The organism is Bradyrhizobium sp. USDA 3240 (genome assembly GCF_054063295.1).
In genome coordinates this window covers 3,693,863-3,718,817 of sequence record NZ_JBSSGD010000002.1, presented here as the reverse complement: position 1 = coordinate 3,718,817, position 24,955 = coordinate 3,693,863, and the positions used below count along the sequence as shown (strand labels likewise).

Sequence of the window (24,955 nt, the reverse complement as noted above, 5' to 3'; positions counted from 1 at the left end):
TCTTGGAAGTCTGTCAGGATGAGGGTGGGCGGGAAGCCGTTGGGTCCTTGGCGCTTGACGCCGTGAGCCGGCTCGGTCTCCCGCCCGTTCCATCTACAAACCTGAACAGTTGCACGAGGCTGCGCCAACAGACCTCGCATCACAGGGACAGGCACCGTGATCATAGCTCTTCGTTACGTCGGAATCGACATCTCCAAAAAACACCTCGATATCTTTGATGAGGCTGACGGCGTGCCGAGGCGCATTGCCAACGCGACACAGGCCATCACACAGCAGGTGGCGCGTTGGCAATGCGATGCGCTGGTCGTCTTCGAGGCGACGGGTATCTATGACCTCGCGCTTCGCGAGGCGCTACGTCAGGCAGGGATCCGGTTCGCACGGATCAACCCGGCCCGTGCCCGCGACTTTGCACGGGCTAGCGGCCTGCTCGCCAAGACCGATCCGATCGATGCGCGGATGCTGGCAGCCTTTGCGCGGGCCATGCAGCCCGCCCCCGAGCAGGTCGCCGATCCTGCACGCAACGCCTTGGCGAGGCTTGCAAAACGGCGGGATCAGCTGGTCCTGATGCGCGCCCAGGAGAAGAACCGGCGCAGCGAGGCCGACGATCGCGCCATGGCCGAACGCATTGGCCGCCTCATCGAGGTCCTCGACAGCGAGATCGCCGAGATCGAGGCCGACATCAGCGCATTGATTAAAGCCGAAGCGGAGATCGCGGACGATGCGAAGTTAATGCGTTCGCTGCCCGGCGTGGGTCCCGTGGCCTGCATGCAGCTCATCGCGCAGATGCCGGAACTCGGGCGGATCGGACCGAAACAACTCGCAGCGCTCGCTGGCCTTGCCCCCTTCAACGTCGACAGCGGCGCCTTCCGCGGCAAGCGCAAGATTGCGGGCGGCCGAAAGCGCGTTCGTGACGCCCTTTATATGGCGGCCCTCAACGCAGTCCGCAGAGCTGATCCGTTCAAGGCCTTCTATGCACGACTGCGACAGGCCGGAAAACCAGCCAAACTCGCCCTCATCGCCGTCGCCAGGAAGCTGCTGACGGTCCTCAATGCCATCATGCGAGACCGAAAGCCGTACCTGCAAACCAAACCAACATAACAGTTGCCGGCCTTCGCCGGGACGACATCCGTTGAGAGGCTACGGCTTCAGCCGCTGCAGGAATCCGGTGAGATCGTCGGTGACATGGTCGACATGAGCGGCGTCGCGGCCTTCGAGCTCCCAGGTTTCGCGCACCACTTCCTGGCTGCCGTCGGGCACGACCAGCACGGTGGTCATGCCGAGCTCATGCGGCACCACCAGATTGCGCGCGAGGTCCTCGAACATCGCAGCCTTTGCCGGATCGACGTCGTGAAGCGTGAGGAACTTCTGGTAGGTCTGCGGCGCCGGTTTCGGCTCGAGATCTGCGGCGATGATGTCGAACACGCCGTCGAAATGGTCGGAGATGCCGAGCCGGCCCAGCACCGCATCGACATGATCGACCGAGCCGTTGGTCAGGATCAGCTTGCGCCCCGGCAGTTTGGCGATCGCAGCGCCCATCGCCGGATTCGGCTGCAACGGCGAGTGGTCGATCTTGTGCACATAGGCGAGATAGTCGTCCGCCTGCACGCCGTGCTCGGTCATCATGCCGCGCATCGTGGTGCCGTAGCGCAGGTAGTAGTCCTTCTGCAGCCGCCGCGCTTCCTCGGGCGAGATCTTCAGCCAATTGCCGACGAACTCGCCGATCCGCGCATCGACCTGTTGCCACAGATTGACGTGATGCGGGTACAGCGTGTTGTCGAGGTCGAACACCCAGGTCTCGACATGGCCGAAGCTGCGGGGAGTTTTCATGTTATCTTTCCGTCGTCGTCCTGGCGAAGGCCAGGACCCATACCGCGTGATCCATCAAATGAAGCGCGGTGCCAATACCGCGCAACGGCCGGTCACTACCCGTCTTCGCCAAATGATTGCCTGTGGTAATGGGTCCTGGCTTTCGCCAGGACGACGGTGATCCATGTGGCGCCATTGTCTTCATCACGGCATCGCAAAGCGCAGCGTCTTGCCGCCGCTGGTCATGTCGACGGTGGTGAAGCCGAGCGCGGTGAGGCCGCGGGTGGCGCAGTCGCCCTGCTCGTTGACCTCGAACTTGCTTTCGCGGGTGCAGAGCTGCACCCCGCCGCCCCAGTTCAGCGGCTTGTCCTTGATGCGGATGGCGCGGTTGTCGCCGTCGACGGCTTCGGCGAAGGAATAGATCTGCTTCGGCGTGCCCGACACGTCGGGATGCAGGCATTTGCCGGGGTCGATCCGATACCAGCCGCGGCTGGTCACCATCTTGCCGTCGTCGGTCGCAACCGCGGCCATCACCTTGTGCGGCGTGTCGTTGCACCAGGTCAGTCCCGAGGGCGACGGCTTCTGAACGGCATCGACCATGGTGGTGAAGAAGTTCGGCGACTGCACGATGTCGCTGGCAAGCCCGCGGCTCTTGAGGAATGCGGAGAGCGCGCTCTGGGTCTTCGGCCCGTCGACGCCGTCGATCGGCGCCGCGTCGTAGCCTGCGATCACCAGGAGACGCTGGATGCCGGCGAGCCGCGCCTGCTCGTCGTCATATTCGCCGTCTTCGGCGAGATAGGCGACGAGATTGCCGTCATCGCTCTGCGTCGGCGTGATCTGGGTGAATTGCGCCGGTGTCTGGCCGGAGCGGCATTGGCGCGCGGCGGCGATCACGAAATTGTCCTGCGCGACGCACAGCGTGTCGGTGCCGTTCTGCGGGATCGGTGAGGCGCCGTAGACGCCGAGCGCGCGCGCATTGAGCAGCACGCGGTCAGCGGTGAGCGCGCCCTGCACCACGACGCGGCAGGTCGCCGGATCGATGCGGAACCAGCCGCGTGTCGCCGTCGCGGCCTTGTCGTCGATGCCGATCGCGGCTTCGATCACATAGCTCATGCGGTTGCAGAGCTTGAGGTCGGCATGCGCCGGCGCCGCCGAGAACAGGAACGACACCAGCGCGGCCGGCAGCGACATCGCGAGCCGCGCCGGCGGCGACCGGCGAGGGTTCCTCGCCGTGCGTCCCGCGATGACGACCTCGTCTGCCATTACTTATGGATCAGCGTGCCGGTGCCCTGGTTGGTGAAGAGCTCGAGCAGCACGGCGTGCTGCGTCTTGCCGTCGATGATCACGACGCCCTGCACGCCCTGTTCGAGCGCGTAGATGCAGGTCTCGACCTTCGGGATCATGCCGCCGGAGATCGTGCCGTCGGCGATCAGCTTGCGGGCTTCCTTGATCGACAGGTCCGGAATCAGCTTCTTGGACTTGTCGAGCACGCCGGGCACGTCGGTCAGCAGCAGCAGGCGCTTGGCTTTCAGCGCGCCCGCGATCGCGCCGGCAAAGGTGTCGGCGTTGACGTTCAGCGTCTGGCCGTCCTGCGAGGTCGCCAGCGGCGCCAGCACCGGGATCAGCTCATAGCCGATCAGCTGATTGAGCAGCGTGAGGTCGACCTTCTCGGGGTCGCCAACGAAGCCGAGATCGACTGCCTTCTCGATGTTGGAATCGGGATCGACCATGGTGCGCGTCGTCTTCGACGCCTTCACCATGTTGCCGTCCTTGCCGGAGAGGCCAACGGCCTTGCCGCCGGCCTCGTTGATGTAGCCGACGATCTGCTTGTTGACCGAGCCCGCCAGCACCATCTCGACGATCTCGATGGTCGCGGCATCGGTGATGCGCAGGCCCGCGGCGAATTCCGACTGGATGCCGAGGCGCTTCAGCATGGTCGCGATCTGCGGCCCACCGCCATGCACGACCACCGGATTGATCGCGGTCTGTTCGAGCAGCACGATGTCGCGCGCGAACGCCTTGGCGGTGTCCTCGGCGCCCATGGCATGGCCGCCATACTTAATGACGATGGTTTCCTCGTCATATTCCTGCATGTGCGGCAGCGCCTCGGACAGGATGCGGGCCTGATCGAGCGGGCTGATGTGCTGGTCGGTCATGGGGCTGGTCTCACGTCAGCGGAGGGACGGGCGCGTTTCTATCTGATTGCCGGGCAGGGCGCAAAGCTGTCTTCGAACCTCTCCCACAAGGGGAGAAGGAAGGCAGTGATCACCGCCTCGGCCACATCGCCGAAACCGCCAGCACCAGCCAGCTCAGGATCAGCAGCGTTCCGCCTGATGGAGCCGCCATCGGAAACAGGCCATGGCCGCCATATTGGCGCAGCGTGAGATCGCCCGCGAACAATGACGCGGCGATGACGAAGCCTGCCGCCGCCGCCACACCGAGCTTGGCATGGATGATCGCGCGGTCTGCGACCGCAATGGTCGCGATGGCGGCGGTGGCATGGAACAGCAGCATCGAGGACGCCGCCGCCAGCCGCGTGGCGTCCGGCAGATGGGCTGCGGCCGCCGCCAATATCACGCCGCAGGCGCCCATGATGGCTGCAAGGCCGATCAGGAGGCGGGATGCGCCGTTCATCGGCGCCGCTCCTCGATCAGGCGTACCATGGCGGCACGCAGCTCCGGCATGCCGTCGCCGGTGCGCGACGATGTCACCAGCACTTCGGGGAACGCGGCGGGATGTTTTGCGAGCATCGCGATCGTATCGGCGGTGACGGTCTTGAGTTCGCCGGCCTTGACCTGGTCGGCCTTGGTCAGCACGACCTCGTAGCTGACCGCGGACTTATCCAGCGTCTTCAGCACGTCGAGATCGACGTCCTTGATGCCGTGGCGGGCGTCGATCAACACATAGACCCGCGCCAGCGTCGCGCGCCCGAGCAGGAATTTGTGGATCAGCGCGGTCCACGACGCCACCTTGGTCTTCGGCGCCGAGGCGTAGCCGTAACCGGGCATGTCGACGAGACGAAAGTCCGCGTTTTGCGGGCCCTCGAAGAAGATCAGTTCCTGGGTGCGGCCCGGCGTATGCGAGGTGCGAGCCAGCGCAGTGCGGCCGGTCAGCGCGTTGATCAGGCTCGACTTGCCGACATTGGAGCGGCCGGCAAAGGCGACCTCGAGGCCGGCCATCGGCGGCAGCGTCTCGATCGAGGGCGAGGCCCAGATGAAGCGCCAGTCGCCGGCGAACAGCTTTCGCCCCTGCTCGATCAGCTCCGCATCAGGTTCGACGGTCATGCGAAGGATCCCATCAAGGCGCAAGCGGCTTCGCCGTCATTGCGAGCGGAGCGAAGCAATCCATTCTTCAGCACGGGAAGGATGGATTGCTTCGTCGCTTTGCTCCTCGCAATGACGGGATACGCAGTGGAGTTAAGTCGGCTTCTTGGCGAAGGCCGACTTCAGATTGTCGAATAACTCCACCTTCACGCCGTTCTTGCGCATGATGAAGCTCTGCTGCAGCACCGAGAGCGTGTTGTTCCAGGCCCAGTAGATCACGAGGCCCGCCGGGAAGCCGGCCAGCATGAAAGTGAAGATCAGCGGCATCCAGTCGAAGATCATCTTCTGGGTCGGATCCGGCGGCGCCGGGTTGAGCTTCATCTGCACCCACATCGTGATGCCCATGATGATCGGCCAGATGCCCATCACCAGGTAGGCGCCGAAATGCGGTCCGAGCAGCGCGATCGGATCGAACGGGATCAGCCCGAACAGCGTGAACAGATTGGTCGGATCGGGCGCGGAGAGGTCCTTGATCCAGCCGAAGAACGGCGCGTGCCGCATTTCGATGGTGATGAACAGCACCTTGTAGAGCGAGAAGAACACCGGGATCTGCAAGGCGACGGGAAGACAACCGGCGATCGGGTTGATCTTCTCCTTCTTGTAGATCTCCATCATCTCCTGCTGCTGCTTCACGCGGTCGTCAGGATAGCGCTCCTTCAGCGCGGCCAGCTGCGGCTGCACCGACTTCATCTTCGCCATCGAGGCGTAGGACTTGTTGGCGAGCGGGAAGAACAGCAGCTTCACGATCACCGTCACCAGGAGGATCGCGATGCCGAAATTGCCGACCAGGCGATAGAACCAGTCGAGCGCCAGGAACATCGGCTTGGTGATGAAGTAGAAATGGCCCCAGTCGATCAGGAGATCGAAATGGTTGAGGCCGAGCTGCTTGTTGTAGCCGCCGAAGCCGACCAGCGGGAAGTTGAGGCCGACCGTGGCGGCCTCCTTCGCGCCGGCGAACAGCCGCCCATTGGCAAAACCGGTGCCGCCGATCGGAATGGTCTGCGCGCCCAGCATGTAGTCGGCCTGGTAGCGCTTGTCGCCGGTGGTGAAGCGGGCGGTGTCCAGCGTCGCATTGGTGTCCGGCAGCAGCGCGGTGGCCCAGTATTTGTCAGTGATGCCGAGCCAGCCGTCGGTGATCTTCGAGAACACGATGCCGCGCGAGTTTCCACCGGTCGGGGTCTTGGCCTCGTCGAGGTTCTTGTAGGTGAATTCCTGCAGGCCCTGTTCGCCGAGATAGCCGATCGGGCCTTCGTGCAGGATCGCGTAGCCGGAGACTGGCGGCTTGCCGCCGCGCGAGATCAGGCCGAACGGATACAGCGTCACCGGCGCGCTGCCTTGATTGATGACCTCGTCCTTGATGCTGAAGAGGTAGCGATCGTCGATCGAGATGGTGCGGTGGAAGGTCAGGCCCTGGCCGTTGTCGTATTTCAGCGTCACCGGGGTGCTCGGCGACAGGCTGTTCGAACCTTCCTGCTGCCAGACGGTATCGGCGTTCGGCGTCTTCACCGACGAGCCGCTGGCGGTCAGCCACAGGAATTCGGCATAATAAGGCTCGGCGGTGCCCGACGGCGACAGCAGCACGACGGCCGGCGATGTGGGGTCAACCGTCTCGCGGAACTGGACCAGCGCCAGATCGTCGATCCGGGCGCCCTTCAGCGCGATGCTGCCGATGATGCGCGGGCTCTCGATCTTGATGCGCGGGCCGGCCGCGAGCACCGTCTCGCGGCTCGCCACCGGGGCGTCGGCAGCAGGCGCGGCCGCCGTCGGTGATGGCGTCGCGGAGCTTCCGGGAGCGGCGCCGGGAGCAGCAGCGCCAGGGGTCGCCTGCGGCGTCGGCTTCAGCAGCTCGGCCTGCTTCTGCGCCTCGCGCTGCTTCTCCATCTGCGGCACGTTATAGAAGTATTGCCAGGCGATCAGGACGAGGCCCGACAGAATGACGGCGATGATCGTGTTGCGGTTGTCGGACATCTCTTATGGTCTCGTCATTCCATTCGGATTGGGAGCGCTTTTGTTACCCGCCTTGTTGGTACCCGTCTTATTGGTACCAGTCTTGGGCGCAGGCCGGTCGAGGCGGCCCAGCGCCGACCGCAGGTCGTCAATCATGGTCGCAAAGTCGCGGGTCAGCGCGTCACGACGGCCGACTAGCACATAATCATGGTGTGGCCGCATGAATACGGCATCGACCCGTCTTATCACTTCGCGAAGCCGGCGGCGGATGCGGTTGCGCTCGGTCGCGGTGCCGTTCTTCTTGGTGACGGTATAGCCGACGCGGATCGGGCCCTGATCGTCGCGACGGCGGCCCTGCAGCACAAAAGCCGTGGTATTCGCCCGTGCGCCATTGGCAACGGCGAGGAAATCCGCCCGCTGCCTCAGCCGATCCATAATGGGTATCTCCGGAGAGGAGACGTCCGGGCTCAGGCGCTCAGGCGCTTGCGGCCACGCGCGCGACGCGCAGCGAGGACCTTGCGACCGCCGGCCGTGGCGAGACGGGCGCGGAAGCCGTGACGGCGCTTGCGCACCAGTTTGCTGGGTTGATAAGTCCGCTTCACGGGTAATTCTCCGCTGACCGGGCAATTTGCCGTTGTATTGAGATGGAGTCCGATGATGCTGGCGGGCCCAAGCGAGCCGTCTACGGCCCCAAATGAGCCGCCCCCGGTCAAGAACCGGGCCATCGCGGACAGTTGGCGCGGCTTATAAGGGAGCGCCCTGTTCTCGTCAATGTCACAGGGCGTCGCAAAGAGGCTTCTTTGAAACGTCGCAATTGGGGCGAATATAACTGTTTTCGCGGGGTTTTTGACGGTGAGGAGCGCTTTGGGGCGTTCGGGAACCGCCGACATTAGCGATCCGTAATTTGACCGGCTTGGGGGCCGGGCCGCATCTTCCGACCCCTAAGCCCAACAAGGCCTTATCTTGTGGCTCTAACTGACGATCAGGCGACCGCGCAGAAACAGCGGCCCAAGCCGTCCCACCGGCTCGGGCTGTCGGGCAAGCTTTTGCTGCTGACGATTCCGCTGGTGATGATCGCCGGGCTCCTGATCTACGTGCCGGCCATCGCCAACTTCCGGATGAACCGGCTCAATGACCGCCTGGCCGCCGCCAACACCGCGGCGCTGGTGCTCGATGCCGCCCCCTCCGGCCTGGTGCCGGATTCGCTGGCCCGGCAGATCCTGACCAGCATCGGCGCCCCGCGCCGTCGCCATCAAGCTCGGGCAGCAGCGCCGCCTGCTCGCCAGCGCCGACCTGCCGGCCTCGATCGACCATGATGTCGACATGCGGGCCATGACGGTGTGGTCGGCGATCGTCGATGCCTTCGAGATCATGCTCGAGCACGGTGACCAGACCATCCGCGTGGTCGGACCCGCGCCGGGCCAGGCGCAATTCATCGAGGTCGTGATCGACGAGAAGCCGTTGCGGCAGGCGATGTACCGCTTCTCGCGCAACGTTCTGGTCGTCGCGCTTCTGATCGCCGGCCTGACCGCCGGCCTGGTCTATCTGGCGCTGCATTATCTGTTCGTCCGCCCGATGCGGCGGCTGACCGCGAGTCTGGTCGGGTTCCACGAGAATCCGGAGAGTTCGGCGCGAATCATCGTGCCCAGCCAGCGCGGCGACGAGATCGGCGTTGCCGAGCGCGAGCTGTCGGACATGCAGCGCGACCTGGTCTCGATGCTGCATCAAAAGAGCCGGCTGGCCGCGCTCGGGCTCGCCGTCTCCAAGATCAATCACGACCTGCGCAATTTGCTGGCGTCCTCGCAACTGCTGTCGGACCAGCTCGCCAGCGTGCCGGACCCGCGGGTGCAGCGCTTCGCGCCGAAATTGCTGCGCTCGCTGGAGCGCGCCATCGCCTTCTGCCAGTCGACATTGTCCTATGGCCGCGCGCAGGAGGCGGCGCCCGATCGCCGCGTGATCATGGTGGAGCCTGCGGTGGCCGAGGTGCGGGAATCAGCCGGGCTTGCGACCGATGTCTCGATCACCTGGATCAGTGCAATCGAGCGCGGCCTCACCATCGACGCCGATCCGGACCAGCTGTTCCGCGTGCTGCTCAACCTGGTGCGCAACGCGACCCAGGCGCTGGAAAGCCGGCAGGACAGCGACGGCGGTGCCCAGCAGATTCGCATCACCGGCCGCCGCGAGGGCACGGTTGCGATCCTCGAGGTCTCCGACACCGGCCCCGGTGTTCCGGCCAAGGCGCGCGAGCATCTGTTCGAGGCGTTCCAGACCTCCGGTCGCCCCGGCGGCAGCGGGTTGGGCCTCGCGATCGCCGCCGAGCTGATCCGCGCCCATGGCGGCCACATCCATCTGGTCGAGGGCACCATCGGCGCCACCTTCCAGATCTCGATCCCGGACCGCCCGGTAGAACTGCTGTCGGTTCGCAGCGAGCGGGCGAGGGCCTGAGGTCATTCTGGTAACCCAGGGCAGCCAAAACCGCGGCCGAAATTGGCGCTTGCAGACCTTGCCAACCGGACCGGGAGCCTGTAGCTAGAGCGCTCTTTCGCGACGCTCCGGGGCTCCCGGAGCTGTGCGGGCTTTAAGCCCACCTGCGAAGATGCGCCCGTAGCTCAGCTGGATAGAGCATCAGACTACGAATCTGAGGGTCGGACGTTCGAATCGTTCCGGGCGCGCCACTCATCCAGAAATCGCTTGAAGATCAATAAGAAGCGCAGATAGAAGCACTTAGCTGCCGCGTGGTGGTCACAAGCGGTAGTACGAATCGTGCGTGTTTTGATGGGCGTCATTAAGGATCGGCACGGCACTTACTGTGCGCGAAAGACAGTACCTGAGAAGCCTAAGGGGCTTCAGGCCGCCGTCGCGCGCGTGCTCGCAAACGGCAGGGCTGTTCAGAAGCACCTTAAGCGCTCGCTTGGCACCAAGGACCTCCGCGAGGCCAACATTCGCGCCAAGCCCGTATTGGCTGAGTTCGACAGGATCATAAGCAAGGCGCAGCAGCTCATCGCGACAAACGCGGCGCCCACGGTAAAGCGTACCAGCCTGAACGACACCGAAATCAAGCGCATGGTCGAGTGGGTGTATGCCAAGACGCTGGCTTGGGACGAGCGAGTGCGGTTCGGTGGCCGCGACGAGATGGAGCGCCTTGAGGCCGAACACCTTCGCCGCGACGGGACGCCTCTCGAGCCATGGGCGGTCCCATATGAGCAGTGGCCGCCGCGTGGTGTGCCGAGCAGGGTGTTTGAAGCCAATCGCGATGAACTGACGGACACCTTGCGCGTGCTGCGCCAAGCCGCCGCTATGGGCGACATCGCGGCCGTGCAGGATCAAGTCAGCGAGGCGCTGGACGCATTTAACATCCAGCTCAACGAACAGAGCCCCGCCTACATCAAGCTCGGCACCGCGTGCCTCCATGCGGAGCTGAGGGCCTTGGAGGCAATCGAGAAACGCGACGCAGGCATCACCGTGGAGACGCCAGCAGCGATGCTGCCCGGGCCAAGCGGCACGGTGGAGGGCGGCACACTTCAAGAGGCCCTAGAAGGCTGGAAGCGCCACCGCACGCGGCCTAAGCGCACCGTGGATGAGTTTGGCCGCAGCGTGGATATGTTCGTGCAGCTTCACGGCAACATGCCCGTGGTGTCGATCAAGAAGAAGCACGCGCTCGAGTATCGCAAAGCGCTCCAGGATGTACCTAAGCTCCGCAAGGGCGACCTCCTGCGCGCCGCGCTCCCGGCACAAGCCGCGTGGGGCCGTGAGCACCCAGAGGAGCCTAGGATCACCGCAGCCACCATCAACAAGCAACTCGGGGGCGTGCAGTCTGTGTGCATCTGGGCCAGTGACAACGGCCTCGTGCCGGATGACGTGGAATGGAATGACCCTTTCAGCAAGCTGAGACTGCCCGAGGAGCGCTCAGAGCGCACGTCGTTTGAGATTGCTGAGTTGCAGCTTCTATTCAACGCGCCCGTGTTCACAGAGCACGCGGAGCCGCTAGGGGCCCATGGGGCCGCAGGTTTCTGGTTGCCTGTGCTGGCGCTCTTCACAGGCGCGCGGCAGGCCGAGTTAGGAGGCCTCACCGTCGCTAACGTGCAGACGGATGCAGCGACGTCTGTGCCCTTGCTTTACTTCGTGACTGAGCGAGCACGGGGCAAGCGGGTCAAGACCGATGCCTCAGAGCGGGTTGTACCTGTGCATCCCGAAGTGATCCGGCTGGGCTTCCTAAGCTACGTCGATGCGAGACGCCGCGCCAATGGCAATGACGCATGGCTCTTCCCCTCAGCGTGTCCAGAGCGGGGGCGCGCTGGCGTGCCTGCTTGGTCCCAGTGGTTTGGGCGATACCTGCGCGCCTCAGGCGTCACCGACAAGGCCAAGGTGTTTCACAGCTTCAGGCACACGGTGAAGGATGCCCTACGGCGGGGCCGAGCGGATCACGAGATGCGTGAGGCACTCATCGGTCATGCACAGGCATCTTCGGTGAGTTGGGGCTATGGCGCGAACGCGATGCTGTCACGTTTCGGTGCTGCGGCCCTTTCCGATGCCGTCAACAGAATCACTTACTCGGGGTTAGACCTATCCCGAGTGCGTCCATTCGCGCCGAACGGCACGCGCAAGAGCAGCTAGAGGGAATCCCGCACAGCATTTGCGCTGCGTGGATGTTGGGGAAGTAGACGTACATGTTGAATGCAGTTCTGAACAACCGATTGGCGCTCACGATACTCACCCGCGCAGCGTGGTTCGTCATCGACACGGGCCAACGCATCGCGGCGCTCTCTGGACGCCTTGAGGGCACAGAGGCGTACACGGTGCGCTCTAATCTCGCTTGGAAGCTCCGCACGGCGGGTGAGAACCTTGAGCGCCTCGGGGAGCGCCTTGAGGAGCATGTGGATGCACGGGCCACAGCGGCGGGCATCAATGCTGACGATGTTCTCGGGCCGCTGATTGCGGAGCGATCAACGTACTGATGCCAAGGGGCGTCCCGCAGCCCACGATGTCCTTCGAGGAGCACGGGGAGCTGCGGGGCGTGAGGCTTAAGCGGCCTTCTTCAGTAAGTATGATTTAGTGCCCCTCCCGCCGCCGGGAATGTACTGCACGCCAAGAGCGCTCAGCGCCTTGGTGGTCTCGTGCTCCGCGTTGTTGAGCGTTTCACGGAGCTTGCTCAGGCCGCTCTTCCCAATGCGCAATTCGTTTTGAACGCTAGAGAGTGAGAGCATGCCCGGTGGCACGCTGCTCATATGGCTGATCAGCCGGGCGTGCGAACTTCCGCTGCGTGGCAGGCGGACCTTGGGGCCATCCAATTCGAAATACCAAGGCACGATATTGAGCCTCGGCATGTCGGCGCGCACGGCGTCCAACACCGCCTCGCCCGTCTTATCCTGCGGCAGCACGATGAAGATGTCAGCCGCTGGACAATTACCCTCTGCGTCAATGACGCGACGGCAGCAGATTCGGTTTATGGCTTGGATCACGGATACCGCTAGCTGCCGGTCTTCCATCACTTTCCGCACATTCGTGTACTGCTTCCACTCGGGCGACCGGAGCCACTTGTCATCCTGGGCACCTTGCAACGCGCAGAACATGTTCGTTGCCCAAGTCTGCGGACGGTACGGCAGGCCTAGGATGACCGCCGCATCGTACTCCTGCCAATCGTTGCGGCCGTCTACCGCGCCCCAATGGCCTACCGCGAAGCGCTTGAACCGCGCGCCGTATCCCTCAGCTGCGACTTCAGCGTCCTTGTGCATACACATGAAGACTGAGCGCTCTGGACCAAGCTCAGCTTCGATAGCGCGTTGCACCCGTGGCCATCGTTCGCCAATGCGTTCAATCATGCTGTGCTTGCCAAGCCCCGACGCTCGGGCAAGGTGCAGGGTGACGTTGCAGTAGTCCCGTGCATTGCTCGGCACGGCCGGGCGAATGTGACGCTCTTCGAATAGATCCCAAAGGAAGTTTGCGCTTGCCGTAGCATCCAACACGACCGGCCCCGGGGTGTCCAAGGGCATCCCAAGCGCCGCTGAGTTGATGGAATGTCGCTCGCCTGTTTTGGCATAGTAGGCGAATTGATCCAGTGTCGCTTGAGCGGCCTTAAGGGTCTCATCAACGCGAGCAGCTAGGCGGGTGCGGTCGCTGGGGTTGTCCCGGCCATAGACTAAGCGGTCATAGCGTAGAGAAAGCATTGCTGTCCGGAGCGGATCGAAGTCGATGCACGCAGGAGCGCCGCCGTCCGGCCACAACAACGTCATCGCATTGTCTGAGCTTCCGTCTGTCTCGACGTAGCTCAAGAGAACCCTGTGCATCTGCTCCAGAACTGCCACTTGCTCGGGTAATGCTGCGCGCACATCAAACGGGATGTGACCTATGGCGAAAGCCAGGTTCTCCGTCGTGGCGTGGCTCTCATCGACCACGTTTGCAAGGGCCTCATCCACGATGGTCAGGAGACGTTGTCCACCGCGCCACCGGGTCCGCCGCTCCCAAGGTGCTCTTTGGTGCTCCTTGAGTCCGCGCTTGGCACTGAGGAACGCTTCGTGTGTTATGATCAACACGTCGCTTTGCTGAAGCACTTCCGGCGACGCCCGCCTACCTGAATGATCCACTGCGGCGACGGAGCGGCCTGCGGTTCCGTTGATGGTTTCCTCGAGCTTGTCAGCCTCCTCCTTCAATCGCGTCACGATCAGGATGCCCACCGGCCTTCGCGTTCCGCTGGTGTTGCGGTTTAGGTCCGCTTGCATAGCTGCGTACACGCAGGTGCCCTGTGTCTTCCCGGTGCCCGTGGGCGGCTGCAGGATGCGCCAAGGCGATTTGGTGCCCTTGGTGGCTTCTACAATTGATTGTTGGAAGTTATCGCCCATAATCTTCCACAAGGTCCGAAGGGCAAGGGAGGCACATTGACCTAGGCCTTGTGGGGCCGGTGTAGTCCAATGAATGTTCATGCGCTCGGAGAAAGCCTGCGGTGACACGAGCGCGTAGCTGTCAACGTCTTCGGGGATAGAGGGCATCTTGTGGTGTTCCTGATGGACACGACAAGGCGCATAAGAGCCCTAGGAGCACCTAAGCAGCCTTGTGACATTGTTGATGGTGGTCGGTGAGTAATTATTGATGACCAGTAAAGGACCCCCTCTAAGCTCTAAGAGAGAGTCTCTTTAGAGGTCTCAAGGGGACCTTTTCCGGCGGCGTTGACCGGGGCCAACGACGTTATCTGCGTCTAAGGGAGCAGGAGAAGGGCGGTGGTCAGAAGGCCGCTGGCCCTAGGACGCCCCTAGGATCACTCAGGGAGCCGCTGGAGAGCGTTGGCACATGGAGCGCGGTGGTTGGCGCCATGTGTTCCCCACGCTTCTCACGAATCCCTGAGGGGCTCCTAGGCGGTCTCGATCTGCTCGCGGCGGACTCTCGGGCGCTATTTGACCCGTCACCGCGCTGGCTATTGCAAGTCCGGTGTCGATGGTGAAGCGGACGTCACGGTTGCGCGCTGCGATTTCCGCATTTGACCCAACTCGGAAATCTAACACGCGCTTAAGCGGCGGGTCCTCAGTGCCCCGTTTGATGTAGCAATGGGTCGTTTAGTAGCCGGTCGGCGTGATCCGAAATTCAATAACCTCGGGCCGTCCGCGAAGGTATGAGGACAGCGCCTCAGCATTCTTGCGGTCTCTGCTTTTGATCGTCATTCGGTATTCGAACTGCTGGCCACTCTCGCTTAGTCGTGATGACGGATTTGCGATGGTGAAGCCGTGATCGTGGATGAGCCTGTACACCTCCTCCTCGCCAATGACGTGATCGCGTGCAAATTTGAGCATATGATGCGCATAGAACTCGCTCGGCAGTTGGCGTTCAATATACCGAAACAACGCCAATACGATCAGCGCGGCAGCAGCCCCGACAATGGCAGCAAACCAAAACCCGATGCCCACCAAAATGCCGATAGCTGCCGTAACCCAAATAGACGCGGCTGTGATCAGGCCTTCTTTGAAGATCACCCCGGCCCCAAGAAATCCGATGCCGGTCATGATGCCTTGCGCCATGCGAGTGGGGTCGGTCCGGATGGCGTCATGCTCTAGAAACGTCATCCACTGGTTCTGATAAACTGTTACGATCATCAGAATTGCGGAAGCGATGCAGACCAGGGAGTGAGTACGGAAGCCCGCAGGGCGGCCGTGGGAGGTGCGCTCAAACCCGATCAGCGCACCGATAACGAGCGCGCCCATCACTCTGCCGATGATTATCAGGTCCTCTTGTCCCATCGATAACCCCTCGTGCTCTCTTATATCAATTTCCGGGCGCTTAACGCCATGATATGATTGCGGTAGGCGTCAGGGTGTTGACCCTTGGCCCTCAGCATAAGCTTTGCCCGCCCGCTCCCATTGGAGGGCGGACTTCTGCCCGGCTCGAAACGAGGGCACTCATGCGGCTTCAACCTTTTATCGGCGGCGCGATGTTCGTCCTACTCTTCGGGCTTTGCGTTTGGGTCGCCCTTCAGTACGTCCCGATGCATTTGCACTGAGGCGCGCGATGGTGAAAGAAACCAAATTTTTTCGGAAACAGGCGGCTAAGGCTGAACGCATGGCGCGGACCGTTGCCGACCCCGAAATTTCCGAAGGCTTCTTGAACATGGCGAAGGCTTATCGCAGTCAGGCGGATGTGCTGGAGGCTAAGAAAAAGTCCGGCAAGAAGCGGCGCCCACGGCAAGCATCCGCCAGCTAGGTACCGCTCATTCTATTGCCTTGAGAATCATCTTATAAAATCGTGCAAATGCTTTGATGTTAGGCGGTGCACGGAACAGCAATGGCAAAGTCATCAAAACTCGTGGCGGCAAAGCGCGGGCGGGTCCTGTTGGTAAGAAGAAGGCGGGACCGGTTATGGATGTTCCCGGGAGGGCGTAGGCGCGGGCGGGAAACAGAAAAAGATTGCCTGCGCAGAGAAATCCGGGAGGAGCTTCCAAAACTCAAACTGGGGCGGTTGAAGCTCTGGAAAGAGGTCAAGGCCAAGAACCCTAGATCAGGACGGAAGATGAGCGATGCTATATTCATCGCCAATAAGGCCACCGGTCGTCTCGCCATAGGCGACAAGAAGGAAATAGATAAGGCCACGTGGCGCAAGCCGCGCGGCATCCGGCTAACACCAACCTCTCGTTACATCCGCGACAAGCTGTTCCCCAGGCGAGGCTAACTATTTCCGCGGTTGGCCCTTAGCTGACAATGCCGCGCGGCGTGCCGGAGGTCTGCTATGAGCACCAAAGCAGACGTCCGCCCCACCAAACTATGCCTTGATGTCCTCGGCCTGCTCCCTCTGGTGCCAGAGATAAGACGCGATCCACGCGTGCGGATGCACCGAGAAGGTGTCCCTGATCTTGAAGTACGCACGGGCACGCGCGTCGATCAGCGCAATCAGCTCTGGGCTATGGAACGGCCAGTACCGGTGATTGCTTCCGATGCCTGAGGCAGGCGCGGTATAGTCGAGTTCCTTGGGACACCTAGGCGGTAGTCGGAGTGAGCCGCGCTCCCTGAAGAGCTTGCGCCACAGCTTCGCATCCTCTTTGCCGTGATACTTCAGCGCGCTTCGATAGGAGTGCGAGGTTGCGTAGTCCCGCCCTCGGCGGCGATGACACGAGCGCGCGTACTCTGAGAACTCTTCTGGCCGCCAGCGGGCTTTGGTAGCTGCAGCAAGCCGCTCCCGGTCGATGGGCGTCTGACATGCCTTGCGAGCCGCTTGCCACGCGGGACCGGGCGGTAAGGTGGCGTCGTCGTCACTGATCAATCGTATGTCCTTTCCAGTTTTCGCGAAAAATCCAACGGGACTTGCGAGCATCGAGGCGGCCGTAGGTTCTCGTGGATGAGTGGAGCGAGTGAAGGCGAGCCGAAGCGCGCCCTTTCCTCTATGGTGAGTGGAAAGAACGGTCATGTGGTTGTGACCGCTTAGGGAAAGGTCGTTTTGCGGCACATTTTACCGTCGAGCTTAGGAGGCGTTCAGAGCCCCGCGCGCACCCGAGCAGCGGCACGGCGCTTTACTGGCTTATTTTGAAATCTGCTGCGCGCGGATTGCGAAAAAGGGGACCCGTTAATCATGGGACCCGTTGCACGCACGTCCGTTAGCGAGGGTGTTGTTTCGTGCAACGCGACCTGCGATAGAAGAGCAGGCAGGGGGGCTAACTGAGATGAGAGTTTTGGGCGTGTTAGCGTTGGCGCTTGTGTTGGGCGCGTGCGCGCGAGGGCAGGCGGTGCGGACTTCCGCCAACACGATGATCGTTCAAACTTCAGCGGCGGCGGTCTGTGGTGGCACGGGCGCGCTTGCTGCATCACAGCGACTTGCTGCCATCGAAACCATTCGAGCCGGATACGACCGCTACATCATCACGGGCGGTGAGGCGCAGAACAACGTGCGCGTCACGCAACTACCCGGCACCTACAACACCGAGGGCACCTACGGGCGCGGCGTAATGCAAGCGACCACGACGTACCAACCGGGACCTACCGTCGTCTCTGGTTCGCATGATCAAGGCCTTGCCCTCGTGATGTTCCACGATGGTGAGCCCGGAGCACAACAAGCCGTGAGCGCCCGGGAGGCCCTAGGACCCGACTGGGAGGAGAAGGTCAAGAATGGCGTGAACTTCTGCTGGTAGCGCCGCGCTCAGGAGGCTCAGGATTTCCCGGGAGCACTGAGGCGCTGCAGTAGCCGAGCAGCAAACGGCCTAAAGGGCGTCGAATTTGAAATTCGTTTGGCGAGTTACTGGAAATAGGGGTCCCGCGCGAAAGGGGACCCGTTTCTAGAAGAGGGGGCCGGGCGGACGGCCCTCTTCTCACATGGCGTAACGTGCGATCAGCACCGCGCCGCCGAGCAGCACTGAGCCTGCCACCGCGCACTCCAGCGCCACCGATGCTATTCCGGCCAACATCATCGTGAGGGCTACTGCTAAGGTCATGATCCTGTCCTTCAGTCTTCAAAAGCGCGATAGACGGACGCACGGCCAATCTTGAGCGCCTTCGCGATGGCCGATGCGCCCATGCCCTCCGCCCGTAGCGCCTTCACCTTGGCAGGGTCGATGGAAGCCTTGCGACCTTGGTACACCCCACGCGCCTTGGCATCCGCGATGCCCTCAAGCTGCCGCTCGCGGCGTAGGTTCGTCTCGAACTCAGCAAACACGCCGAGCATGTCCAGGAAGCACTTCCCCGCCGCCGTGCTGGTGTCGATGGGCTGCTCTGTGGCCCGCAGGGATGCTCCGCGCCCCTTCACGGTCCGCACGATGTCTTGGAGGTCTCCGATGCTGCGCGCGAGGCGGTCGATACGTGTGACCATCAGGACATCCCCGGTGCGGAGGAAATCGAGCACTATGCGAAGCTCCTCGCGTCCCGTGGTGGTCGTGCCGCTGCGCTTCTCAGAGCGGATCAAGTCGCAGCCCGCCGCGCGCAATGCGTTCTCTTGGACATCAAGGTTCTGATCGGTGGTGCTTACGCGCGCGTATCCGATGACGGTCATGTTTCGGGGTCCTGTCTCGTTAGGATCTAGACCTTGAGACAGTCATGTCTCACAACTCAAATGTCAACCCTAATGAGACAGATTTTGTGTCTCATTAAAATGTCTCGGGAGGGTAGACCCTAACGGGTCGAAGGCAGCGCCAGCGCTCTGGCGTGCCTGCACGTCTCAGCTCATCCACCACCGCGCGGCCGAGTAGTACGGTTGCGCTTCTATTTGCGCGAGTGCTATTTGGGAACCCGCAAAAAGGGGTGGGCAATGGCACGCAAGGCAAAGGCGACTTCCGCAACTATCGCAGCTGCAAACGACAAGGTTGAGAAGGAGGTCGCGCGACGCAAGCGCACCGTGCGCAGCTTTCCGGCCGCTCCGTTCGAGGACAGCATCGATTTTGTGAAGAGCATGTTCGAGTTCGGAAGCGGTGAAGCCGTCCGCAGGCTGTCGCTATTCGACCATATCGGTAAGTCGCCGGACAGCGGCGCGAGCCGCATGTTGGTGACCAACGCGAACAAGTACGGGCTCATCAAAGGCAATTATGCTGGCGAAACGCTTGAACTTACGCAAGACGGCGTACGGACTGTTGACCCGCAGATACCAGCACGAGATCAGCTCCGTGCTAAAATCAAGCTATCGATAGAAGATATCGAGATTTTCGCGAAGCTCCATGAACGATTTGTTGGCCGTTCTTTGCCAGCGAAGACCGCTTTAATCGACACAGCTATGGAGCTGGGTGAAAGCAAAGACGCCGCCCCGGAGGCCGTTGAAACATTCATCCTCAATGCGCGGTATGTCGGCCTGTTAGCGATGCTGTCCGGTGCTGAGCGTCTCGTCTCGAAAGACGCTGCCGTGGATGCTGTTCAGCAGCCTGCGGGGCAGACGACGTCCGGAACCTCTCCGTCATCCGTTCTACCACCAACAACATCGCCACCGGCTGGCGCTGTCATCACCGCAGACCACGCCAAATTTGAAGCCACGTGCTTTTACATCAGTCCTATCGGTGCTGCTGACAGTGAGTATCGCCAGCACTCTGACCTGTTCATGGGCACACTCATCGAGCCAGCCGTAGCGTCGTTTGGGGTGTCACTGGTGCGCGCCGATCAGATAGATAAGCCGGGGATGATCACCAAGCAGATTATGGAGTTTCTTGTCAAAGCTCGGCTTGTCATCGTCGATATGTCCTATCACAATCCAAACGTCTTCTATGAACTGGCAATTCGCCACATGATGCGCCTGCCTATCGTGCAAATCGTTCGGAAGTCAGACACCATACCATTCGATGTCAACCAGATGAGGACCGTCATCATCGATACGTCGGATATCTATTCGTTCGCACCTCGTATCAGCACCTATCAGACGGACATATCTTCTCACATAAGACGAGCGCTCGAAGCTCCCGAAGCGGTTGAGACACCAATATCTATCTTCTTTCCGACGCTCCGTGCGGCGCTGGCATAGAGCCGCCGGATGGCATAACCACGCGGCCTCATCGGGGCGTGTTTGACCGCGAGAACGGACCTTTATGCTGGCAGCAACAAAACTGAAGCCTCGACCGGTCGAAAGCTTCGTAGATAGCCTGATCCCCTCGATATGGACGCTGTACGTCGCAATTTTCTCGTTCGTGGCTCTCTACGTCTACGTGGGCGTGAGCACTTACGAGCACCGGGCGACCGAAGATAAGCTGGTCGGCCTGGACGAACTCTTGGCTCTGAGGCGGCTGACCTATGCGAACATGATCGAGATACGGCCCGCGCGAATGAAGGACATCCCTGCATTCTTTTCCAGCGCGCTGTCTGAAGCCATACAGGAAATGGACGTAGACGCGGATGAGCCGGAAGGGAAGACAAAGCCAGAGACCAAGCCTCCGAAGTTTGGCGATGAACTCGTCGGCAACGCGGAAGTAGCTCTGGACGTGCCTATGCGCATGGCCGTCAGCGGATCATGTGATGTGCTCGTTGCGCACCTTGCCCCGGGAACGAGCTTCAACTTCGCCACAGTCTTGATCGTAGGACAAACGTATACCGTGGACAGCGGTCAGGTTAGGCTGCTTATCTTCCATAGATGTCAGCCCTTCCCCAGCGATGACTTCCAAGCTCTTGTTTTTAGACTAGATGACGGCCAATTCGCTTTCGCGATACCAGACTCATTGGATGCGACGTTCCTTGGTCCCTCAAGAGCTGGAAATTTTCGCAATTTCCCCTTTGACGCGCAGGCTGCAAATATCGCGCGCTTGGTGCCGGACGCGTTGAGGGCCTACCTCGATCTGCCAGAAAGCTTTGTGATTTTACATCGAAAGGCGGTCGATTTTCTAATTTTGAGCTTCGCGAACGCGCAGTTAGGGAAACGCTTTGCACCGGAGCGGTTGGACGAAGCGGTGCAGCAGCTTTATGAGCAGAAGGAAAGAGACGCCTCATATTTCGGTATCAGCGCGTCAAGCACTCAACTCATCCGGCTCGGGCCGCTAGTCTATTTCTTGCTATCTTTTGAGTTGTGGCGACGAGTGCGGCGTTTACCGAAGGGTAGACTTACCTCCGACAAATACTGGTTCGCTTTCGAAACAACTGACTTCTTTGGGCGCGTGTACGGCTATCTCTGTGCGTTCGTCCCGATTTTGTTAGGGGCCGTTGTCTACGCGCTATTTTCAATCTCACAGGGCCTGAGCTTGGTCCTGTGGGGTAGGGTAGTCACGGTGCAGGGGCTTTTGACGCTGGATTTTCCGTTTGCTTATGCGCCGGGCTGGTATTCGTGGGATCAATTCGCATTCCTGCTTCTGTTGTTCATTCCCATCCAGTTAGCAATCTTGATCCTGACCGTGTGGAAGTTGGTAGCTGTCGTCAGAGCCAATCTTCGTCCGAGCAGGCTATAGCCGTCGATGCAAAGCCTTGATGGTGGTCATAGAAGGTGGTACTAGCCGATCAGCGGCTACGCTGATTTGCGCTGATTTTTCAATAGGAAGCTGACGGTTCCGTCGCCTCGTTCCGGGCGCGCCATTTGGCATTGTTTTCATTGAAGTTTCGTGTCGTTTGCCGCGCTCGCTCCTGGCCGGAGCGGGAGCGACACCGTTGACTGCCGGCGCCGGGCTTGTCGCGACGATCAAATACTTGTGCGACGCAGTATGATTTTATTGCATTGCAACAAAATGCGTCTACCTGTGCTGCTCAAGTCCTATCGAGGAGCCTCCAAGTGACCAAGATTTCTCTGTCCATCGTAGCCGCCACCCTCGCAATCGCGAGCGCGACGGTCGCATCCGCTGCGGAGCGTCCGACTTTCGAAGCCGCGGGCCTGCCGATCTCGCCGGTGCAGGCTGGTGTGCTTGGCGCCGCCAACGTCCACGAGCAGGCGCCGGTAGCTGCGACGTCGGCAACTCCGCATCAACTCAGTGTTCTGACGCCGCGAAGCAAGATCACGACCGCGCGGGCTTCTGTCCGGACGGACCGCGCGTTGCACTGATTGGCATAACTGGTCCAACTCCAGAAAGCCCGCGGCCGCGTCGCGGGCTTTCTCATATGTGAGGTGTGCAACGGCTGCCTCCGCCCGCGCTTATCCGCGTAGCAGCATGCGGCCGTCGTCGAACTCGATCGCATGCTTGGACAGCCGCAAGGCCTCGACATTGCCGACCTGCGAACGCTATCGACGCCGGTGATGGCGAGCGGCCGCCCCGTAAAACCCCTGCTTGCGCTCGTCCGACCGTTGAGAAAAAATAAGTTCTTTCAGCCTATAAGCGGCAGAACGTTTTTTATTCATTTTGTCTGTCCATTTGAACCGGCGGGTCATCTCTCATGTCGAGTGAGATCTCAAACGCCATTTTGTTAGCGGCGATTTTTCTGGGTGTCGTCTACGGCAGTCGCATCCTCGAGAAGAGGTGGCCGATTGCCGATGTTTCCCGCGCCGAGTTTCGCGATGACTGGCTGGCGGTTATCGTGAGCGTCGGGTTGGAGCACATGCTTGCTCCGATCGCGGCGATCAGCGCGGGTGCGATTGCGAGCTACGTCGGGGTCGGTTGGATCAAGCTGCCGACCGAAGGCTACTGGTGGTACGTCTCCCTCGCGATCCTCGTGGTGGCGCTCGATCTCTACAAGTACACATTCCATCGCCTGCAGCATGCGATCCCCTTTCTCTGGGCGATGCACTCGTTCCACCACAGCGCCAACGGCATTACGTTCATCACCGGCGCCCGGCATTTCTGGTTGGAGAGGGTGTTGTCTGATGCCTTCCTTCCCATCCTGGCGATCCTGTTTCGGATCCCGCCGGATATGGCAATCGCCGCGGGATTCATCTTCTTCGTCCCCGATGCGTGCGCGCATCTCAACGTCCGCATCCCGCTCGGCCGGTTCGTGACATGGGTCAACAACCCGCAATGGCACCGGATCCATCATTCGGTCCATCCCGAGCATCGGGACAAGAATTTTGCTGCCTTCTTTCCGCTCCTGGACATTGTGTTTGGCACGGCGTGGGTGCCGAAGCCGGACGAGTATCCTGCGACGGGACTTGTGCCTGCCGAACGGGTGGACATCATCAACAGCGTGATCTGGCCGATCCGGCATCTTCGGCATGGGGAGTCAAAGAATGAACTGGGTTAAAGGCCTCTTGCTGTTCTTCGCCTTGCTGCTGGGCTACGCCGACCTCGTGTCGACCAATGTGATTTTGACTCTCGGGTTGGGCGAGTTGAACCCGTTCATGCATCTGGCTCAGACATGGTTCGGCGTATGGTGGCTGGTCCCCAAGCTCGGTCTCACGTTCGTCCTGACGTGGCTACTTTGGCGCAGCACCAACGTTTACAACATCGCTCTTGTCGTCGCTTTCTGTTGTACGCCCGTCCTGAACAATCTCGTCATCATCGCGGGTGCGAACTGAGCCGGCCACTTCGTCTCGTGGCCGGAATCCGCGAAGCGCTGGTGTTGTCCGGCGCGTGTTGCTGCAAGGACGATGAAACAGAACCGCGCGCGGCGCGGGACATGAGTTCGGCTATAGAACGATACGAGCATTTCCATGGGTGATATTGACGGGGTGCAATCTTGTGCGCCCGGCCCGGTTTCAGCACGGGCCGCGCGCGTGTTCCCTCACTCAAATTCTGAAGCCCCAGAGGCCAGGAGCCTCTGGATTATCATCGCGGCGCTCACCGGAGTTGCCGCTGCCGGGCTCGTTCTGTCGGGACTTCGGGTCTCATTCAATCCTGTGATCGTCGTCGGCTTCCTGGCGTTGGTCGGCCTCAATCTGGTTTACACCAGGATCAGGCCTAACCGACGCATCGCGTCATTTGCCCTCACCTGCGCGCAGCTGGTTGCGTTCAGCAATGTCGGAACCGTTCTCAGCTATCTTGCTGCGTCCGCCGGATTTCCTCTGGTCGACAACGCACTCGCTGCGTCCGATTCCGCTGTAGGCTTCGATTGGCTCGCATTCTTCAACTGGGTGAAGCTCGAGCATCCCAACATCGGTTGGGCGCTCGATATCATCTACGATACCCTCTTCATTCAATTCGGCGTGCTGCTGGTCGTGCTGAACACGATCGGAAAGCTCGAAAGGGCAAGAGAACTCGCCTGGCTCTTTGTGATCACGCTGCTGATGATCCTTCCGTTGTCGATGCTGCTGCCCGCGGAGGGAGCCTGGGCGCATTACGTTGTGTCACATTTGACGAGCGCCTATTACCTGTCCGACTTCTATGCGATCCGCGATGGATCCATGAAGGTCATCGATCTGGCCAGGATCAACGGCATCATTCAATTTCCCTCGTTCCATGCAGCGCTTGCGCTGATCCTCATCCTGACGAGCCGGGGCACTTTCCTGTTCGCCGTCTTTCTCCCGCTCAACGTTCTGATCATCGTATCGGCGCTGACCGCCGGCGGTCACCATCTGAGCGATATTGTCGTCGGGCTGGCCACCGTGCCTGCGGCCATGCTCGTGCTGCGGGGGTGCAAACTTTCGTCCTAGCTCGCAGAACCTGGCCGCCCGGCGCGGCGACAAATACTCTGGAATGACGAATGATCGCGTCCAGCGGTCGGGAGATCGAGTGATGTCGGACAGAGCCGTGCTCGCCTGCATCGTCTGCAGTGCCCTGATCCTGGGGGCCCTAGGCGCGACCGTGCACGCGCAGACGCCGGCGAGCTGCAAGGAGCCGCCGGCGGGCACCAGCCGCGTCCCGATGCTGTCGCCGCCGCTCGCCAATGTGGTGACGGGCAAGGGACGGCTGCAATTCTACTCGGCGCCGAATCTGCACTGCCCGATCAGCGGCGTGTTCGTCATTCCGAATGACGCGCTCGTCGCCTATGCGCAAACCAATGACGGCTGGTCGTCGGTGATGTATCTCAATCCACGGGGCGGCAACGACGTCTCGGGTTGGGTGAGGTCGGCAAGATTGAAGGCGACCGGGACCGTCGGTCCAAAGCAGTAGCGGGCGAACCGAGGGCGCAGCGGGTGCGGCTTCCATGGCGTGGCCAGCA

26 protein-coding genes, 1 tRNA gene and 1 pseudogene are annotated in these 24,955 nt (G+C 61.3%); 15 read left to right on the top strand and 13 right to left on the bottom strand.

Annotated features, from left to right (window positions below; all coding sequences use genetic code 11):
- Positions 1-156: 156 nt before the first annotated feature.
- Positions 157-1,098, top strand: a complete 942-nt coding sequence (locus tag ACVIGA_RS18310) for an IS110 family transposase (RefSeq protein WP_456667447.1) — start codon at positions 157-159, stop codon at positions 1,096-1,098.
- Positions 1,099-1,137: 39 nt separating this feature from the next.
- Here the strand turns inward: ACVIGA_RS18310 and ACVIGA_RS18305 are convergent, their stop codons facing one another.
- The 8 genes from ACVIGA_RS18305 to rpmH all read right to left on the bottom strand — a co-directional run bounded on the left by ACVIGA_RS18305 (position 1,138) and on the right by rpmH (position 7,678).
- Positions 1,138-1,827, bottom strand: coding sequence for a pyrimidine 5'-nucleotidase (locus tag ACVIGA_RS18305; RefSeq protein ID WP_456667446.1), 690 nt, complete (start codon positions 1,825-1,827; stop codon positions 1,138-1,140).
- A 183-nt stretch (positions 1,828-2,010) separates the two neighbouring features.
- Positions 2,011-2,997 (bottom strand): DUF1036 domain-containing protein, encoded by a 987-nt coding sequence (locus ACVIGA_RS18300; RefSeq protein WP_456670836.1) that lies wholly within the window; start codon positions 2,995-2,997, stop codon positions 2,011-2,013.
- A 71-nt stretch (positions 2,998-3,068) separates the two neighbouring features.
- A complete protein-coding gene (gene argB, locus ACVIGA_RS18295) occupies positions 3,069-3,962 on the bottom strand; it encodes an acetylglutamate kinase (protein ID WP_163158486.1) in 894 nt (297 codons plus the stop codon).
- Positions 3,963-4,071: 109 nt separating this feature from the next.
- Entirely contained in the window at positions 4,072-4,440 is a 369-nt protein-coding gene (locus ACVIGA_RS18290) for a DUF423 domain-containing protein (protein ID WP_456667445.1), read from the bottom strand.
- Entirely contained in the window at positions 4,437-5,090 is a 654-nt protein-coding gene (gene yihA / locus ACVIGA_RS18285; RefSeq protein ID WP_456667444.1) for a ribosome biogenesis GTP-binding protein YihA/YsxC, read from the bottom strand. The genes ACVIGA_RS18290 and yihA overlap by 4 nt, the downstream gene beginning before the upstream one ends.
- 132 nt (positions 5,091-5,222) lie before the next feature.
- Positions 5,223-7,097, bottom strand: a complete 1,875-nt coding sequence (gene yidC, locus ACVIGA_RS18280) for a membrane protein insertase YidC (RefSeq protein ID WP_456667443.1) — start codon at positions 7,095-7,097, stop codon at positions 5,223-5,225.
- Between the two features lie 3 nt (positions 7,098-7,100).
- Complete coding sequence (gene rnpA / locus ACVIGA_RS18275; protein ID WP_456667442.1) at positions 7,101-7,511, bottom strand: ribonuclease P protein component; 411 nt, start codon at positions 7,509-7,511, stop codon at positions 7,101-7,103.
- A 32-nt stretch (positions 7,512-7,543) separates the two neighbouring features.
- Positions 7,544-7,678: a 50S ribosomal protein L34 gene (gene rpmH / locus ACVIGA_RS18270; protein WP_008542748.1), complete on the bottom strand. Its 135-nt coding sequence runs from the start codon at positions 7,676-7,678 to the stop codon at positions 7,544-7,546.
- A gap of 363 nt (positions 7,679-8,041) precedes the next feature.
- On the opposite strand from rpmH, the pseudogene ACVIGA_RS18265 reads away from it, so the two are divergent.
- The 4 genes and pseudogenes from ACVIGA_RS18265 (at position 8,042) to ACVIGA_RS18250 (ending at position 12,031) form a co-directional block, all read left to right on the top strand.
- Positions 8,042-9,521, top strand: a pseudogene (locus tag ACVIGA_RS18265) (sensor histidine kinase).
- A 153-nt stretch (positions 9,522-9,674) separates the two neighbouring features.
- A tRNA-Arg gene (locus tag ACVIGA_RS18260) sits at positions 9,675-9,751 on the top strand.
- Positions 9,752-9,851: 100 nt separating this feature from the next.
- Positions 9,852-11,690, top strand: coding sequence for a DUF6538 domain-containing protein (locus tag ACVIGA_RS18255; protein WP_456667441.1), 1,839 nt, complete (start codon positions 9,852-9,854; stop codon positions 11,688-11,690).
- Positions 11,691-11,743: 53 nt separating this feature from the next.
- Positions 11,744-12,031, top strand: a complete 288-nt coding sequence (locus ACVIGA_RS18250; protein ID WP_456667440.1) for a hypothetical protein — start codon at positions 11,744-11,746, stop codon at positions 12,029-12,031.
- 66 nt (positions 12,032-12,097) lie between these two features.
- On the opposite strand, the gene ACVIGA_RS18245 is transcribed toward ACVIGA_RS18250, so the two are convergent.
- Together ACVIGA_RS18245 and ACVIGA_RS18240 are read right to left on the bottom strand one after the other, a co-directional pair.
- On the bottom strand, positions 12,098-13,912 hold the full coding sequence (locus tag ACVIGA_RS18245; protein WP_456667439.1) for a hypothetical protein: 1,815 nt from the start codon (positions 13,910-13,912) through the stop codon (positions 12,098-12,100).
- 708 nt (positions 13,913-14,620) lie between these two features.
- Positions 14,621-15,298: an MgtC/SapB family protein gene (locus ACVIGA_RS18240; RefSeq protein ID WP_456667438.1), complete on the bottom strand. Its 678-nt coding sequence runs from the start codon at positions 15,296-15,298 to the stop codon at positions 14,621-14,623.
- A gap of 268 nt (positions 15,299-15,566) precedes the next feature.
- Here ACVIGA_RS18240 and ACVIGA_RS18235 point away from each other — a divergent pair, with 268 nt between their 5' ends.
- Entirely contained in the window at positions 15,567-15,758 is a 192-nt protein-coding gene (locus tag ACVIGA_RS18235; RefSeq protein ID WP_456667437.1) for a hypothetical protein, read from the top strand.
- A gap of 81 nt (positions 15,759-15,839) precedes the next feature.
- Complete coding sequence (locus ACVIGA_RS18230) at positions 15,840-16,223, top strand: NUDIX hydrolase (protein WP_456667436.1); 384 nt, start codon at positions 15,840-15,842, stop codon at positions 16,221-16,223.
- Between the two features lie 90 nt (positions 16,224-16,313).
- On the opposite strand, the gene ACVIGA_RS18225 is transcribed toward ACVIGA_RS18230, so the two are convergent.
- The gene (locus tag ACVIGA_RS18225) at positions 16,314-16,811 is read right to left on the bottom strand and encodes a hypothetical protein (protein ID WP_456667435.1); all 498 of its coding nucleotides are present in this window, start codon (positions 16,809-16,811) and stop codon (positions 16,314-16,316) included.
- Between the two features lie 460 nt (positions 16,812-17,271).
- On the opposite strand from ACVIGA_RS18225, the gene ACVIGA_RS18220 reads away from it, so the two are divergent.
- On the top strand, positions 17,272-17,673 hold the full coding sequence (locus tag ACVIGA_RS18220) for a hypothetical protein (RefSeq protein WP_456667434.1): 402 nt from the start codon (positions 17,272-17,274) through the stop codon (positions 17,671-17,673).
- A 177-nt stretch (positions 17,674-17,850) separates the two neighbouring features.
- Here the strand turns inward: ACVIGA_RS18220 and ACVIGA_RS18215 are convergent, their stop codons facing one another.
- Complete coding sequence (locus ACVIGA_RS18215; RefSeq protein WP_456667433.1) at positions 17,851-17,973, bottom strand: hypothetical protein; 123 nt, start codon at positions 17,971-17,973, stop codon at positions 17,851-17,853.
- Positions 17,974-17,984: 11 nt separating this feature from the next.
- Positions 17,985-18,527 carry a recombinase family protein gene (locus tag ACVIGA_RS18210; RefSeq protein ID WP_456667432.1) on the bottom strand — a complete coding sequence of 181 codons (543 nt, stop codon included), beginning with the start codon at positions 18,525-18,527 and terminating at the stop codon, positions 17,985-17,987.
- 255 nt (positions 18,528-18,782) lie between these two features.
- Here ACVIGA_RS18210 and ACVIGA_RS18205 point away from each other — a divergent pair, with 255 nt between their 5' ends.
- The 7 genes from ACVIGA_RS18205 (at position 18,783) to ACVIGA_RS18175 (ending at position 24,906) form a co-directional block, all read left to right on the top strand.
- On the top strand, positions 18,783-19,976 hold the full coding sequence (locus tag ACVIGA_RS18205) for a hypothetical protein (RefSeq protein ID WP_456667431.1): 1,194 nt from the start codon (positions 18,783-18,785) through the stop codon (positions 19,974-19,976).
- Between the two features lie 64 nt (positions 19,977-20,040).
- Positions 20,041-21,384, top strand: a complete 1,344-nt coding sequence (locus ACVIGA_RS18200; RefSeq protein ID WP_456667430.1) for a hypothetical protein — start codon at positions 20,041-20,043, stop codon at positions 21,382-21,384.
- 317 nt (positions 21,385-21,701) lie between these two features.
- Entirely contained in the window at positions 21,702-21,968 is a 267-nt protein-coding gene (locus ACVIGA_RS18195; protein ID WP_456667429.1) for a hypothetical protein, read from the top strand.
- 329 nt (positions 21,969-22,297) lie between these two features.
- Positions 22,298-23,098: a sterol desaturase family protein gene (locus ACVIGA_RS18190; RefSeq protein ID WP_456667428.1), complete on the top strand. Its 801-nt coding sequence runs from the start codon at positions 22,298-22,300 to the stop codon at positions 23,096-23,098.
- Positions 23,085-23,372 carry a DUF5658 family protein gene (locus ACVIGA_RS18185; RefSeq protein WP_375778252.1) on the top strand — a complete coding sequence of 96 codons (288 nt, stop codon included), beginning with the start codon at positions 23,085-23,087 and terminating at the stop codon, positions 23,370-23,372. The genes ACVIGA_RS18190 and ACVIGA_RS18185 overlap by 14 nt, the downstream gene beginning before the upstream one ends.
- Before the next feature lie 135 nt (positions 23,373-23,507).
- Positions 23,508-24,446, top strand: coding sequence for a phosphatase PAP2 family protein (locus tag ACVIGA_RS18180; RefSeq protein ID WP_456667427.1), 939 nt, complete (start codon positions 23,508-23,510; stop codon positions 24,444-24,446).
- A gap of 82 nt (positions 24,447-24,528) precedes the next feature.
- The gene (locus ACVIGA_RS18175) at positions 24,529-24,906 is read left to right on the top strand and encodes a hypothetical protein (RefSeq protein WP_456667426.1); all 378 of its coding nucleotides are present in this window, start codon (positions 24,529-24,531) and stop codon (positions 24,904-24,906) included.
- Positions 24,907-24,955: the final 49 nt, after the last annotated feature.

What these genes read in the sequence shown, in the direction of transcription:
- ACVIGA_RS18305 (WP_456667446.1), bottom strand. Translation starts at nt 1,827, where the DNA reads ATGAAAACTCCCCGCAGCTTCGGCCATGTCGAGACCTGGGTGTTCGAC.
- ACVIGA_RS18300 (WP_456670836.1), bottom strand. Translation starts at nt 2,997, where the DNA reads ATGTCGCTGCCGGCCGCGCTGGTGTCGTTCCTGTTCTCGGCGGCGCCG.
- argB (WP_163158486.1), bottom strand. Translation starts at nt 3,962, where the DNA reads ATGACCGACCAGCACATCAGCCCGCTCGATCAGGCCCGCATCCTGTCC.
- ACVIGA_RS18290 (WP_456667445.1), bottom strand. Translation starts at nt 4,440, where the DNA reads ATGAACGGCGCATCCCGCCTCCTGATCGGCCTTGCAGCCATCATGGGC.
- yihA (WP_456667444.1), bottom strand. Translation starts at nt 5,090, where the DNA reads ATGACCGTCGAACCTGATGCGGAGCTGATCGAGCAGGGGCGAAAGCTG.
- yidC (WP_456667443.1), bottom strand. Translation starts at nt 7,097, where the DNA reads ATGTCCGACAACCGCAACACGATCATCGCCGTCATTCTGTCGGGCCTC.
- rnpA (WP_456667442.1), bottom strand. Translation starts at nt 7,511, where the DNA reads ATGGATCGGCTGAGGCAGCGGGCGGATTTCCTCGCCGTTGCCAATGGC.
- ACVIGA_RS18255 (WP_456667441.1), top strand. Translation starts at nt 9,852, where the DNA reads ATGGGCGTCATTAAGGATCGGCACGGCACTTACTGTGCGCGAAAGACA.
- ACVIGA_RS18250 (WP_456667440.1), top strand. Translation starts at nt 11,744, where the DNA reads ATGTTGAATGCAGTTCTGAACAACCGATTGGCGCTCACGATACTCACC.
- ACVIGA_RS18245 (WP_456667439.1), bottom strand. Translation starts at nt 13,912, where the DNA reads ATGGGCGATAACTTCCAACAATCAATTGTAGAAGCCACCAAGGGCACC.
- ACVIGA_RS18240 (WP_456667438.1), bottom strand. Translation starts at nt 15,298, where the DNA reads ATGGGACAAGAGGACCTGATAATCATCGGCAGAGTGATGGGCGCGCTC.
- ACVIGA_RS18235 (WP_456667437.1), top strand. Translation starts at nt 15,567, where the DNA reads ATGGTGAAAGAAACCAAATTTTTTCGGAAACAGGCGGCTAAGGCTGAA.
- ACVIGA_RS18230 (WP_456667436.1), top strand. Translation starts at nt 15,840, where the DNA reads ATGGCAAAGTCATCAAAACTCGTGGCGGCAAAGCGCGGGCGGGTCCTG.
- ACVIGA_RS18215 (WP_456667433.1), bottom strand. Translation starts at nt 17,973, where the DNA reads ATGACCTTAGCAGTAGCCCTCACGATGATGTTGGCCGGAATAGCATCG.
- ACVIGA_RS18210 (WP_456667432.1), bottom strand. Translation starts at nt 18,527, where the DNA reads ATGACCGTCATCGGATACGCGCGCGTAAGCACCACCGATCAGAACCTT.
- ACVIGA_RS18205 (WP_456667431.1), top strand. Translation starts at nt 18,783, where the DNA reads ATGGCACGCAAGGCAAAGGCGACTTCCGCAACTATCGCAGCTGCAAAC.
- ACVIGA_RS18200 (WP_456667430.1), top strand. Translation starts at nt 20,041, where the DNA reads ATGCTGGCAGCAACAAAACTGAAGCCTCGACCGGTCGAAAGCTTCGTA.
- ACVIGA_RS18190 (WP_456667428.1), top strand. Translation starts at nt 22,298, where the DNA reads ATGTCGAGTGAGATCTCAAACGCCATTTTGTTAGCGGCGATTTTTCTG.
- ACVIGA_RS18185 (WP_375778252.1), top strand. Translation starts at nt 23,085, where the DNA reads ATGAACTGGGTTAAAGGCCTCTTGCTGTTCTTCGCCTTGCTGCTGGGC.
- ACVIGA_RS18180 (WP_456667427.1), top strand. Translation starts at nt 23,508, where the DNA reads ATGGGTGATATTGACGGGGTGCAATCTTGTGCGCCCGGCCCGGTTTCA.
- ACVIGA_RS18175 (WP_456667426.1), top strand. Translation starts at nt 24,529, where the DNA reads ATGTCGGACAGAGCCGTGCTCGCCTGCATCGTCTGCAGTGCCCTGATC.